This window comes from Spongiibacter sp. IMCC21906 (genome assembly GCF_001010805.1).
In the GTDB taxonomy this organism is placed as follows: Bacteria; Pseudomonadota; Gammaproteobacteria; order Pseudomonadales; family Spongiibacteraceae; genus Spongiibacter.
The window spans coordinates 1-12,685 of sequence record NZ_CP011478.1 but is presented as its reverse complement, the minus strand read 5'-3'; the positions used below and the strand labels follow the sequence as shown (position 1 = coordinate 12,685).

Genomic DNA, 12,685 nt, shown 5'->3' with positions numbered 1-12,685 from the left:
AAATTTCGGGAGAATATCGGGGGCAACTTCTGTGGCCATAACCCGGCAATCCCCAATTTCACCTTGGATAAACCCATACTCAAAGGGAAAGGTGGTGTGCCTCGCGTCCTCACCTTGTGTGCGGAGCGGATTACTGGCTATTACTATCGTCCTCGTAAAGTTCTCCTTCTCTCGATTTAGCCAATGGCAGCGACCGGCAGCAGCGCAGTGAGCGCCGGGAATCCTGTTTACGCACCCTGGCGGCCTTGCTCAAGTTTTGTGACGTGACCAGCTTGCGGGTTGGCATCCCGACTCAAGAGGGATTTATTAACCTGCCCCTTAGCGTCATAGCGTCGCATAGTGGGATGGGCTTAAAGCGCGTGGAACGCGCCGTGAAAGACCTTAAGGCCGCAGGCTTGCTAACCGTCGCGCAGCCCAGGCAGCTCCAGCCAGACGGCACTTGGCGCGGCCTGGCAGCTGTAAAGGCTGTATCGAAACACCTGTTTGCCGCTTTTGGTTTAACCCGAATGCTGGAAATTGAGCGGAGGAAGGCCAGCAAGCGTCTCAAGGAGAAGCTGGGCGACAAGCCAGAGAAGCCTGGCACACTGACCAGCAAAGGCCGGTTTAACTTGTTTATGGGCGGGCTGGCAGGCCAGATTCAGAAACCTAGGAAATCAGGGCGAACAAGCGTCCCTGGTAAGCCACCAGACTTTGAACGACGAAAGGCACTCAGCGTGAAGGCAATGGAAATTAAAGCTGAGCACCCTACCTGGACAAGCGAACAATGTTTCAAAGAGGCTGAAAAACGCCTCACAGGGCGCCGCTCGGGCTGAGCGAGACCTTACCCCTTCCTTTGGAGTAAACGGCCTCACAGATGGCTGTATTTTGTCGGAAAACGCGCCTTTCTCCCCGTCCTTCTCTTGGTTGTCGCTGCTCCAGCAAGGCTGGAGCCCTTTGCTCGTTAGAACAAAGAATTTAAGTGTCTGTGAATAAATTTTTAAGTGTCCGTCCTTAATTCAGATATGTTTAATAAAGATCAGTTATTAGCCGTTACACGGCTGAAAAATGCCTCGCCAAAGGCGAGAGAGTTTTATTTATAACTGACGCCTTACGCTTTGCTTCAGTTGTCCCAGACGGGGCTTTGCCCCTTCTGGACTTCCCCACAAACAGCCGTGTTTGATCCTCGGGAGCATGACCGGCGCTGCGCTTGTTCATGCCCCTCAGATCGAGGCTATCCAGTCTCCAAATCCGTCAAGGGGCCGAGTCCTCGCCGCTATCGCGGCTGCGGCCGCACCAACCCCTTGACGGATTTTCCGACCGGAAAAAAGCTTGCTTACAGGTACCTATATTTGTATCTTCTTTCTCGTGAATGGATGCGGAACGAGGAAAAAGAACGATAATGAAGATCGTTGATAGTTGTATAAAAGTCAAAAGATGGGTTATTTGGAGTGGCTGGACGCCCCACCAAACAACCTCTTCGCCCATTGCATGGGCTGCGCTCTTCACTCCGCTGGACGCTGCGTTACGTTTGCAGGGGCGCGTCTGGCTGCGGCCGACAACCCGCTTTGCGGGCTTCAGTTTCCATGTGCCACTGTCGTTTGCAACATGGCAACTTCGGCCCTCCACGGCGGCTTACCGGCCCTCGTCTAATTTGGCAATTAGCCAGGGAACCCTTACCGGTAATCCTCTGTTCCGGGCGCTCCTGAACGTCGCCCCGAAAAGCGGGTTGTCGGCCGCTGTCCGACGCGCTGGGCTACGCCCCCCACTCACCAACCGCGCACTGGGGTGCGCTAAATCGGCTGGGGCCGATTTTGATGAGCGGCCCCCCCAGCCTTCCGGCAATCACCTTTGGGGTGATGTGCCTCCAGGGGGAATCGCTTGGACGCGACTTCCCCACCGAACTGCGTTCGGCGGCTCCCCGACTGACGCTGGCGTCAGCAGTGGTGGCGTCATGACCGGAGATCTCATCTTGGATTTTGCCGGGGTTTTAGCCTGGTTGGTGTCAGCCTACAAATCGGCAGGATTTGTCTTTGGTGTGATCGCCGGTTTTTTTTCGGTGGTCTGTATCGGCCAAAAACTAGAAGAGGCAGAGAGCTGGGAGCTGTATCTGGTACCTGCTGCTATCGGCGTAATTTTGGGGCCAGTACTTCACTTTGGTTTGCCATTTCTCGTTGAAAAGCATCTTGGAGAGGTGAGCCTTTCGCTGGTCTTTCTTTATGTTTGGGTGACTGGTGCTGTTATCGGGTTAGCCTTGGGATTTCATTTTTTTCGGGTGTGGCAACCCAAAGTTGTGGCGTGGAGAGAACGCATCACTCAACGCTCAGACCAGGAAAGAGATAAAAAAACGGATGTGAGGACTGTCAGGAATCGGCTGCCGGAAACACCAGAGCTGTTCAATGTCCTGGATCATTATCAGCCTGGGTTTATCACGGTTGGGTTGGATAAGGCAGGACACCCTGTGAGGGTGCCTATCAAACAGTGGACTGGTAGCCACATCCAACTTGCCGGCACGACTGGCGCGGGTAAAGGGGTGGCCGCGCAGATGGCATTAAGCCAAGCGGTTCTGGAAGGTGAAGCGGTTATTGCCCTCGATCCAAAAAATGACGAGTGGGCACCGCACGCACTTTATGCGGCGGCACTTCACGCCAACGTTCCCTATCACTTTGTGGATCTGCGCGATGGTCAGCCTATGCAGATAAACCCGCTAATCGGAGCCAGTCGAGCAGAGTTAAAGGAAATGTTTTTGGCCGCTTTCTCCCTTGGGGAGAAAGGCGGCGATGCCGATTTTTACCGCCTCAATGATCGTAAGGCCGCTGGAGCTGTAGCGGAGTTTATGGCTCGCCAGGAGAACCCAAGTTTCTCCGGTTGCTATCGGGATGTTCAAAACCTGCCGGAAGTTAAAGCCGCTGCTGGTTTTTGGGGGGCTTATGAAGAAATGGCCGAGTTGGAGAGTATCAACGCCAGGAGTGTGGGTGTTGATCTGGCGAAGGTCATTGAGCAGGGCGGAGTAGTGTATGTCGTCGGCTCGATGCGCAATTCACCGGTGATGAAAGCTCAGCGAATGCTCATGATTCGGCTGGTTCAGATCTGCGAAAAGCGGGATCGAATGGAAAAGCCCCGGTCGGTGTGTGTGTTCCTGGACGAATTGAAATACCACCTGAGCAAGCCAGCAATGGAAATCTTCGGTGCAGCAAGGGATAAAGGTTTACATGCTCTTGTTGCTCACCAGTCATTGTCAGATCTGCGGGACGTGCCTGCGGATCTGGATGCCGACGCGGTGGTAGGGTCTGTTATCGAAAATACGGCGATAAAGCTGATTTACCGTCTCCAAGATCCCGACACTGCCGAATGGATCGCTAAGCGATCCGGGATCAAGTTGGTTGATGAAGAGGTCAGGCATATTGCTCGGAATGTGGCTCAATCTGAGATCCTGGATGATGACCGGATGATCCGGCAATCAGAAACATATTTGGTGGATACCAATATGTTGATGAACCTTCCGGAGCGCGTTGCGGTGCTATTCAGCGATGTGTTGCCACACTTTATTGGTACCAGTCCGGTACCAGTCAATAAGGATAGAGCGGCTATTAGTGTTGAGTCGTTTCAGGTCTCGAACGAGCCGGGAAAGAAGGCGAGTCCGAGACAATCAGCCGTTAGTGGTGGCGAAGAAGCTTTGTCTAATAATCCATTGGAAATAGATTTTGGCGATGAATGAATATTTGATAGCCGATCCTGCTGAGAGGAAGGAGAGAGCAGAGGATAAGGAGCGCTGGACGCTGGAGTTTCTAAGGGATGAGATTTACAGCACTACGGCTATTTTGGCACGCGAAATGGCTGTTGGAGATAGGGCTGCTCGTAATGTCCTTAATCGAATGGCGAAGCGAGGGCTATTGGTTAAGGATGAAGTGAAATTTATGGAGGGGAGAGCGCTTCCGCTGTGGGGTATTACGTCGAGTGGCGTTTTGGAAGGGCTTACGCCAGAGGAAGTGGAGACTGTTAATCTACGGAGTCATCGGGTGGGTGGTGTTTCCCCGACCACTATTGCCCATACTCTCGATGTTCAGCGGTGTCGGCAGCACTGTGAAATTGACCTGGATTTTGAAGACTGGACGCCGACCAGGTTATTACCGGCACAAGAAAAGAAAAAGAATCACCCTGATCGTTGGTCTGTATATCCGGATGGCGTTGTCATGCAGCCGGTTAAAGACGAGCGGCTTGTTCCAGTAGCTATCGAGGTTGAGCGGAGTAGGAAAACGCCACAGCGCTATATCCAAATAATCCGAGGGCACATTAGGAATATAGAGGCGAAGCGATATTTTAGGGTTTACTATTTTTGCCAAACTAAGAATGCTGCGGCGAGTCTTCAGGCCTTGTTTTTGAGGTTGATGAAAGAGAAGGACATTGGGTATTGGGTAGAGAACTCAGAGGAGAGTGAAAAGCTTTCGCCAGAGCAGTCGGTGAAGCTATTTGTTTTTAGAGGTATGGAAGACTTCTAAAAACCAGGGTGCGCCTCGACCATGCAGGGGCTGTGTATAGGCAGCTGGCAGGTTTTTGTCAGCCAATGGAAGTGGGGCAGCTTTGCTGCCCCCAGACTACGTTAAATGGATATAGCCACAGTAACTGATAATGGGGACACACTATGAATGGTATTGCTCAAGCCATCCTTGCAGCCACGCCTTTGGCTGGGCTTGTTTTGTACTTTGCGCTTTCTGGACAGCAGGAGGTAAAGGTCGAACAAAAACGCTATGACGTTGGCCATGAGATCCAGCAAAAGGAGTTCGATTTAGAGTTTCAGGAAATGCGTCAAGCGATAGCGGGGTCGAGCTCCAGTGAGGAAGACCTAGCCAGGTGGGAGGAAAAATCTCATCAGATCGAGCAAGATTTAGCTTCGTTGAGAGAGGATAAGGCCGATATTGACTCGACCTATGACGTTTCATTTCAGCAGAAGGAAGTGGAGTTAAAGCAGCTAAGAGCCGCTTTGGAAATGGATAAGGAGGCTGCGCGATGAAGCACTTGAATCTTATTCTTTTGGCCTTCCTGCCGATTTTCGCAAGCGCAGCTCCTGGGGTCGATACAGGTGGAGAGCGTGGTACCACCTATACTCAGGAGCGTGATATTCAGCGTACTAAGCAACTAAATGCTGAGGAGAGCTCGCAGCGTCTGGACACAAAGGCTCGACAAAAATTGAGGTCTAAAGAGCTTTCCAGGACAGTGCTTTCCGAGTTTACGTCCACATCTGAGATCCCGTTGTCCTCGGTGTTGACCCCGATTATTGCAGAAACGGAGATGGCGCTTCAGGGGAAAGATCGGCAGGATCTCAACTATGTTCAGTATATTTTGCAGCAATGCCGTCTGTATTCAGGATCGGTTGCTATTCCAACAGCTTTCCCATACAAGCAGCCTGGTTCCTACACGCTAAAGCCTAACAGTGGACCAAATGATACGAATTGGCTAATCCCGGCTGATGAGCCTTCGCATGGATTTGTTAAGGAAGAGGGTTTGGCAATTTTGGGCTTCACTTGGAGCATGAACAAGTCCGTGGACAACGCTTTTGCCCGTCTCGGCAGTATGGAACAGGTATCTAAGGCTATTGGGCAGCGGGTTGATAATCCGGCAATGCCTTTACGTTGTTATTACGTTTACTCCAAGCTTGGAGAGGCAGTGATTACTGACCTTGAAGGATGGGGTGTCGGTTCAGAGCGCTCTGCTGCGGGAAAAAATATTGGAATTTTTTTGGGTGAGGATCTGGATAGGATAGTCGGTAGGGTTTTTTATCTTCGTGTTTTGATGGGACTGCCAGATCAGGATGAAATAGAGCAGTTGGTTGTAAAAAATATCAATGAGGGCTGCCGTTTGCCGACGTTGAGTGGTGTTATATCAAACAACGTGGGGTGGCGCTGTGGTGGCATTACGATTGATCCTTTGGCAGATAAGGCTACTCAGGGTGGGATGACCCTGCTGGATCAGAATGTCTATTTTGGCCGGTCTGCAACTATTACAAAGGTGAATGAGGTGGCACTAGCTAAAGCGTACCTGGATAGTGATGTAAACGAAGTTTCCAGAGAAGATGTAAAAACCGCCGGTCAGTCTACCTCTCTTTCCAAGAGCAGCACGAATTCTTCAAGAAGCCAGACAGGCGTTGGTAGCAGTGCTTCATCTGGTGTGGGTTCGTCGGGTCAAAACTGATTTCAACCATGCGCTTGCTTTAGCGTGGGCGCAATTTCGCTAGCGAAAATGCCATGAAAATTATCGAATTTAGATCTCGTAAAGAGAGGGCTTTTGCGGAGCTGCTGGCCGAAGCCAAGCAGCTGGGTGCTCAGGGAGTCTTTATGACGACACCGGACGATGAAGAAATTCTTGGGTTTTCTGACGGGAATATCTTGCCCTTTCCAGCTGGAGTGGACATAGATGACTCGGCCTCCGAGGAAGAAAGGCAGGAGGACGATGAGCTAGCTAAAGCAGTTTTAGAGCGGCAGGACGATTCTGAAATAGAAATTGATCTTGACCAACTTTGATAGCATTTGAGTGTGGGCTGCCAGGTTGTGTGTCTGTCCAGTGCCAAGGCTGAGGCCGCAGCTAAGCGAGCGAGAGCATCGAGTGAGTCTGAACGGGGGAAGGCTTGGGCCGGAGGCTTTACACTGGACAGGCAAGGTTTTTGTAGCCTCTGACGAGGGAGCTGGAATGGCTTTACCTTTCCAGCTCCCCGAGGATCAATCACGGCTGATTGCGGGGTGTGGGGCAGCGCCCCACGGTTCTATCTGTCGTTGAAGAAATCGTCTGTAGGTCTGTCAGGGGATAGAAAAAACGAATCCCAATGATCCTTTTGGGGTGCGCTTTTAGCGCGATAAATTTCTTCCCTGTGAACCTCAATGGTTTTTGGGGCTTCAATTCCAAGTCTTACCTAGTTGCCCTTCACGCCGAGGATTGTCACGGTGACGGTGTCACCGATCATCAGCGCTTCACCTGTTCTTCTTGTTAAAATCAACATATTAGGATTCCATTCCGTAGAGTTAGTATTAAGGGAGTTAAGAGTATGTCACATATGTCTTCCTATCAATGGTTGGCTGATTTAGCTAGCTTGGGGAACTGGACTTAATGAAAGGGCTGGGCCGTCGGTTACGTAATGGAGCTATGTTTATTGAAGCTGATGAAGCTCGAATAAAAATAATTACTGACGATAAGGTTGATCTGATCCAATACTCGGATCTGAAATATTCAGATTGGGGATATATTTACGAGAAGTATATTGCTCAGTCTCTTACTGATGATGGGTACCGTGTTATAGAACATGGATTAGCCAAAGGGTTTAACGATGGTGGGATTGATCTGATAGCGGAAGACGCGGAAAGACGGGTTTATATCCAGTGTAAATATTTAAAATTATCGAAAATATCTCGTAAAAATATAGAAATTATTTTATACACAGCATCGAATTATCTTTCTAAAGTTTATGAAGGAAAACGGCTAGATTTTTGGCTGGTTGTGCCATCACTTAAAGACGCTTTTTCCACCAAAAAAACCAAGTCTGGTAAAGAAACTTATCCAGTGATGGAATACTTTCTCGCACATAACAATATTCAGTCGAAAGTTCGTCTCTCTATTAAAGAGATAGGAATGGATTGTTAAGAGAGGGCAGAATTGAGTGTAGCCCTGGTCACGCTAAAGTGCTTTGCGACCTCTGTTTTTGTCATGGCTGGATCGGTAAGCATGGCCCGCGCCTTTTTCACCTGATCCTCTGACAAGGCTTTCGGCCTTCCTCCTTTCCGGCCCCTAGCGCGTGCTGCATTAAGGCCTGCTTTGGTACGTTCTTGAATTAGTGATCGCTCAAATTCAGCTAAGGAACCGAATATATGGAATACCAGCTTTCCACCGGCTGTCGTTGTGTCGATGGCCTCGGTTATCGAGCGAAATCCGATACCCCTCTCTTCAAGCTCAGAGATGATGCTTACCAGGTCTTTCAGGCTTCGGCCTAGCCGATCTAAGCGCCAGACCATCAAGGTGTCACCTTGTCGGAGAGCGTCCAGGCATTTTGTTAGCTCCGGTCGCTCTCTCGATGCCCCGGATAATGCCTCTTGGTAAATTCTTTCGGCACCGGATGAGGTCAAGGCATCAGCCTGAAGGCTGGTGTTCTGCTCAGTTGTAGAGACTCTGGCATATCCGATAATCATGCCTTTTCCTGTCTATAAAAGGTGGGTTTTTTGTACGTTGATTATTATACGGGTTTTTGAACGGAAGACAGGCCAATTTCGCTAGCGAAATTGGCCTGTCTTGGGGTGTATAAAAAACGGTGGTTTAGTGATCGTAAGTTTTTTCCAGTTGGGCAGCGCTGTTTGTTGGGGCGTGAGTAACTGGCTCGGGTGGAGATACATTAGGTTGTAGCTGTTAAAAATAGGTAGCTGTGGAGGAGGTAAAGGATGTTTTTGTGAGTTTTTTTGCCGCCCCTGGGGGCATTGGCACCCCCACCCCATATTTATCTACTGTGTCTGCATTCCGTACGTCTGCATTGATTCATGTGCTTAATGTTTGCGTCTACTTTGGGAGACGCAAGGTACTCTATGAGTGGGGGCATTGTAATCCCCACCCTGAGGGCCTTCTGTTCTCTACGGGGGAGGCTCTAATGCCTCCCTTAGTTTGTTGAAAATGCCGCAGAATACCTTTTCAATAGGTTCAAAGGCGATCTGAATAGAGGGCTCTAAGAATGGTTACAGCAGCGGAAAAGAAAAAGAGGGATGCCGTAGAAGCGGTCAAAATTAATGAAAAAAAATGGGGGAAGACTCTGATGGAAGCCGGGTGGACGGCGTTTCCTAGTATTTTAGTAGAGAAGCAGCATGCGTTAGGGTTGGACGCTTTAGATATCAACATTCTCCTATATCTGTCCACTTATTGGTGGGAATCGGAGAACAAGCCTTATCCAGCAAAGAAGACCATTGCTCAAGCCATTGGAGTTGACCCTCGAACCGTGCAGCGCAGGATAGCAGCACTAGAGCACGCAGGACTTTTACGCCGAGAGTACCGTCCGGATAAGGAAAAAGGCAACAAAACAAATAAGTACCATTTTGACGGTTTGATCTCTGAGGCAGAGCCTTATGCAGAAGAAAAGCTTGCCTCTATTAAAGATCGGAAGGAAAAAGAGGAAGATCGTCTGCGTAGGAAAAGGCCGATAAAGCTCAAGGGCATTGATGGTGGTTTGAATAAATAGATTTATGCGGTGTAGCTCAGTTGGATAGAGCACTCTGTTTTCTACATGTCATGTAGTAGCTGGCGTTACCCATGATATGGGCAGAGGGGTCGGAGGTTCAAGTCCTCCCACTGCTCCGATTTTAGCACCATTTTGGTACCAAAATGGTGCTTTTATGGTGCTATTTATACGGAGTATAAAGCGCCGAAGTTTGATAGTAAGACTGGAAATACTAAAAATATTTGAGTTTTTTGTTTGAAAAACGTACTATTTAGATGTGGAGCGCGATAGCCGGTGTCCTTCGGGTAGCGCCCATGCCGCCAGCTTGCGCTGGTCTTTACCGCTGGTGAAGATACTCAAAGAGGCCCGGCACACTTTCTTATTCAAAAGCCCCGATTTATTCGGGGCTTTTGTCTTTATAGCCACTCTCTTTTTTGTTTTTCTGTGGCGTAAAATTGCGCTAACAAGGCATAGAATCGTTTAGTCCCGCCTCGGGTATCTACGGGCCTGTTTGTTCTCCAGTGGGCGCTACGTACGCTCAGGGTTAGGTTTTGGTACTTGTCACTTGCGCTGAGGCGGGTACAAATATACCAACCGTGTTGCGGGTTGCTCTTTGGGGCGTCTTCATGGCGGTAGAATAGCTCTTTGCTTCCCCCTGGATAGCACCCTTTGCTGTGCAAGTTTGTGATGATATCTGGAAGTTTTTTAGAAAACTCCCACCTATCAGGACAGAATACACGCTCGTCGTCAGGCCCCCTTCTCTTTTGCTCTTTAAATAATACAGAGTGATCTGGGTCGTCCTCTTTCCTGGAACGTGTATAGCAATGCGAAGCAAAATGTACGCGCAAAGTTACCTCGGTTGGCTCCCCGTCTACCTTAATTTCATAGGTCACATTGAACGGCTTCAGGTGTTCAATCGAGTAGGTTGTTCCTGTTATAGGGTCAGTAATATCCATATCAATCTCAAAAGGCATCAAAATAGCGCCTTAAAGGCTCCTTTTTGGTACCAAAAGGGAGCCTTTTTAGTCTTCATTTGCGAGCTTGGTGATCGCATACCGGATGGCGTTAAGCTTTGAGCGCCCTGTCTTTGTGGCAAGCTTCTCCAGCATGGTGTATTCGTATTCGTTAAAGGGAACGCGGATCGCCTTGTAGTCCCGGATCGCCCTTGGGTTCATGGGTTCAGGTTCCACTGGTTGAGGCGCTGATCCCCATCCACTCCAGAGGCAAAAGCTTCTATTTGTTCAGCAGTGGGTTCTTGTCTTGGCTGTGCGGTGGCCAATGGCTGTCTGCGCTTTACCATCAAAATACCTCCTGCATCAGTGCCTGGATTTCTTCAGTTGCTTTGGGGTTGCCCATTTCCACGACCCCCATGCCTTCACTCATCGCATCGCGGTACACCTTCCGGTCCCGAATAATGGTGTTGAGCAGGTTTATTTCTGGATAGTCTTTCAGGTATTCCCTGGCTTCGTCGGCTTCGTGAACCACGGGGTTTGTTGGGGCCATAGTGATCAGGCCGTATACCGTCAGGTCTGGATTAAGATCTTTGGCTTGAGTAATGATTTCCTGGAGATTGGGAAGGGTGTCTAGATCAGGTTGAGACGGGCGGAACGGAACGATCAGGCAGTGAGCGGCAGTCATACCTGTTCGCAGTTCACGGCTATCTCTACCGGCAGCATCAACCACGACATAGCCGTACCGCTTGTCTAAGTCTTGAAGGGTGTCCCTAATATTCTCGTATTTTTGGACACAATGGACGGTAGGAAGGGCTTCATTGGCTGTTCGGTCTAGCGCCCAATTTGCTGCTGTGCATTGCCGATCGGCATCAACTAGCACGACATCGTGGCCATTTTTAGCCAGCTCCGCGCAGATATTGACGGCTGTTGTCGATTTTCCGCACCCGCCTTTTTGACTTCCGATAAGTACGATCATTGGTACCGTTCCTGTGTCATTTTGGTACTAGATTTGGATAAAAGCAGCACTAAAGTAGTGTTTTATTAGTACCGATTAATGGGGTACCAATATAGTGCTGTTTTGGTACCAATTCAAGATGAAAGTGCCGTGATTGTGGTAACTGGTTGTGATTTTTATGTAAAAGAGTATAGTTATTCGCATTGGTAAAGTTGGTGAATTTTTATTTGGGGGCTTCCTTCGTGGAAATCCGGATGCTGAAGCAGATGTTCCAAGAAGGGTTGTTGCGTACCGCAACGATTGTCCCTGCGCCAATGGAAAGCGACCGCTGGTTGCTGATTTTCGAGAAAGCGAATGGCAACCAGGAACGCATTACCCGAGTTCGCACTGAAGACGACAAGATCTACAGACGGCTTCATGGCGCTTTGGAAGATGCGAAAAAATTGGCTTTAGGAGTGTAACGGTAGAGTTTAACGACGACTAGAAAAGAAAAACCCGGCGCGAGGCCGGGTTTTAAATTCGGTGAATGCTGACGAGTTGGCGCTCAGGACCAGCATTCAATACTCAGGCTTGGGAAGCCCTTGCGTTCATTTAATATACGCAAGAACCCATCAGTTCGCAACTCATGTTGCCCAAATTTGAGCATCAAAGAGGGGTGTTTTGATGGTGGTGGCTTCCCTGGCATTTGAACCAGGGGATGCATTTGGCAGTACATGCCTACAAATTTCGGGAGAATATCGGGGGCAACTTCTGTGGCCATAACCCGGCAATCCCCAATTTCACCTTGGATAAACCCATACTCAAAGGGAAAGGTGGTGTGCCTCGCGTCCTCACCTTGTGTGCGGAGCGGATTACTGGCTATTACTATCGTCCTCGTAAAGTTCTCCCTTCTCTCGATTTAGCCAATGGCAGCGACCGGCAGCAGCGCAGTGAGCGCCGGGAATCCTGTTTACGCACCCTGGCGGCCTTGCTCAAGTTTTGTGACGTGACCAGCTTGCGGGTTGGCATCCCGACTCAAGAGGGATTTATTAACCTGCCCCTTAGCGTCATAGCGTCGCATAGTGGGATGGGCTTAAAGCGCGTGGAACGCGCCGTGAAAGACCTTAAGGCCGCAGGCTTGCTAACCGTCGCGCAGCCCAGGCAGCTCCAGCCAGACGGCACTTGGCGCGGCCTGGCAGCTGTAAAGGCTGTATCGAACACCTGTTTGCGCTTTTGGTTTAACCCGAATGCTGGAAATTGAGCGGAGGAAGGCCAGCAAGCGTCTCAAGGAGAAGCTGGGCGACAAGCCAGAGAAGCCTGGCACACTGACCAGCAAAGGCCGGTTTAACTTGTTTATGGGCGGGCTGGCAGGCCAGATTCAGAAACCTAGGAAATCAGGGCGAACAAGCGTCCCTGGTAAGCCACCAGACTTTGAACGACGAAAGGCACTCAGCGTGAAGGCAATGGAAATTAAAGCTGAGCCCCTACCTGGACAAGCGACAATGTTTCAAAGAGGCTGAAACGCCTCACAGGGCGCGCTCGGGCTGAGCGAGACCTTACCCCTTCCTTTGGAGTAAACGGCCTCACAGATGGCTGTATTTTGTCGGAAAACGCGCCTTTCTCCCCGTCCTTCTCTTGGTT

Annotated in this window: 14 protein-coding genes, 1 tRNA gene and 1 pseudogene; 11 read left to right on the top strand and 5 right to left on the bottom strand. The window is 49.9% G+C overall.

Annotated elements, in window-relative coordinates:
- Nucleotides 1–371 precede the first annotated feature (371 nt).
- From IMCC21906_RS16510 to IMCC21906_RS16075, 6 genes are all read left to right on the top strand, one after another.
- On the top strand, nt 372–812 hold the full coding sequence (locus IMCC21906_RS16510; RefSeq protein ID WP_156166100.1) for a hypothetical protein: 441 nt from the start codon (nt 372–374) through the stop codon (nt 810–812).
- 1,136 nt (nt 813–1,948) lie between these two features.
- Nucleotides 1,949–3,694, top strand: coding sequence for a type IV secretory system conjugative DNA transfer family protein (locus IMCC21906_RS16095; RefSeq protein WP_197086013.1), 1,746 nt, complete (start codon nt 1,949–1,951; stop codon nt 3,692–3,694).
- Nucleotides 3,681–4,475: a hypothetical protein gene (locus tag IMCC21906_RS16090; RefSeq protein WP_156166099.1), complete on the top strand. Its 795-nt coding sequence runs from the start codon at nt 3,681–3,683 to the stop codon at nt 4,473–4,475. Before IMCC21906_RS16095 ends, IMCC21906_RS16090 begins: the two co-directional genes overlap by 14 nt.
- 143 nt (nt 4,476–4,618) lie before the next feature.
- On the top strand, nt 4,619–4,987 hold the full coding sequence (locus IMCC21906_RS16085) for a hypothetical protein (RefSeq protein ID WP_047013524.1): 369 nt from the start codon (nt 4,619–4,621) through the stop codon (nt 4,985–4,987).
- On the top strand, nt 4,984–6,165 hold the full coding sequence (locus tag IMCC21906_RS16080) for a hypothetical protein (RefSeq protein WP_047013523.1): 1,182 nt from the start codon (nt 4,984–4,986) through the stop codon (nt 6,163–6,165). The genes IMCC21906_RS16085 and IMCC21906_RS16080 overlap by 4 nt, the downstream gene beginning before the upstream one ends.
- Before the next feature lie 53 nt (nt 6,166–6,218).
- A complete protein-coding gene (locus IMCC21906_RS16075; protein WP_047013522.1) occupies nt 6,219–6,494 on the top strand; it encodes a hypothetical protein in 276 nt (91 codons plus the stop codon).
- 239 nt (nt 6,495–6,733) lie between these two features.
- On the opposite strand, the pseudogene csrA reads toward IMCC21906_RS16075, so the two are convergent.
- A pseudogene (gene csrA / locus IMCC21906_RS17125) lies at nt 6,734–6,967 on the bottom strand (carbon storage regulator CsrA).
- Nucleotides 6,968–7,074: 107 nt separating this feature from the next.
- Here csrA and IMCC21906_RS16070 point away from each other — a divergent pair.
- Nucleotides 7,075–7,605: a restriction endonuclease gene (locus IMCC21906_RS16070; protein ID WP_052763640.1), complete on the top strand. Its 531-nt coding sequence runs from the start codon at nt 7,075–7,077 to the stop codon at nt 7,603–7,605.
- Here IMCC21906_RS16070 and IMCC21906_RS16065 read toward each other — a convergent pair.
- Nucleotides 7,602–8,147 carry a recombinase family protein gene (locus IMCC21906_RS16065; protein ID WP_047013521.1) on the bottom strand — a complete coding sequence of 182 codons (546 nt, stop codon included), beginning with the start codon at nt 8,145–8,147 and terminating at the stop codon, nt 7,602–7,604. The genes IMCC21906_RS16070 and IMCC21906_RS16065 overlap by 4 nt on opposite strands.
- Nucleotides 8,148–8,677: 530 nt before the next feature.
- Here IMCC21906_RS16065 and IMCC21906_RS16060 point away from each other — a divergent pair.
- Nucleotides 8,678–9,178, top strand: a complete 501-nt coding sequence (locus IMCC21906_RS16060) for a helix-turn-helix domain-containing protein (RefSeq protein WP_047013520.1) — start codon at nt 8,678–8,680, stop codon at nt 9,176–9,178.
- Nucleotides 9,179–9,184: 6 nt separating this feature from the next.
- Nucleotides 9,185–9,294: transfer RNA gene (locus tag IMCC21906_RS16925), tRNA-OTHER, on the top strand.
- A gap of 279 nt (nt 9,295–9,573) precedes the next feature.
- On the opposite strand, the gene IMCC21906_RS16055 is transcribed toward IMCC21906_RS16925, so the two are convergent.
- The 3 genes from IMCC21906_RS16055 to IMCC21906_RS16045 form a co-directional block, all read right to left on the bottom strand.
- Nucleotides 9,574–10,131: a hypothetical protein gene (locus IMCC21906_RS16055; RefSeq protein ID WP_047013519.1), complete on the bottom strand. Its 558-nt coding sequence runs from the start codon at nt 10,129–10,131 to the stop codon at nt 9,574–9,576.
- 197 nt (nt 10,132–10,328) lie between these two features.
- Nucleotides 10,329–10,457, bottom strand: coding sequence for a hypothetical protein (locus tag IMCC21906_RS17175; protein WP_255353602.1), 129 nt, complete (start codon nt 10,455–10,457; stop codon nt 10,329–10,331).
- Nucleotides 10,457–11,086, bottom strand: coding sequence for an AAA family ATPase (locus tag IMCC21906_RS16045; protein WP_047013518.1), 630 nt, complete (start codon nt 11,084–11,086; stop codon nt 10,457–10,459). Before IMCC21906_RS16045 ends, IMCC21906_RS17175 begins: the two co-directional genes overlap by 1 nt.
- A 233-nt stretch (nt 11,087–11,319) precedes the next feature.
- On the opposite strand from IMCC21906_RS16045, the gene IMCC21906_RS16040 reads away from it, so the two are divergent.
- On the top strand, nt 11,320–11,526 hold the full coding sequence (locus IMCC21906_RS16040; RefSeq protein WP_231580357.1) for a hypothetical protein: 207 nt from the start codon (nt 11,320–11,322) through the stop codon (nt 11,524–11,526).
- A 242-nt stretch (nt 11,527–11,768) separates the two neighbouring features.
- Complete coding sequence (locus IMCC21906_RS16035) at nt 11,769–12,305, top strand: hypothetical protein (protein WP_156166098.1); 537 nt, start codon at nt 11,769–11,771, stop codon at nt 12,303–12,305.
- The last annotated feature ends 380 nt before the right edge of the window (nt 12,306–12,685 follow it).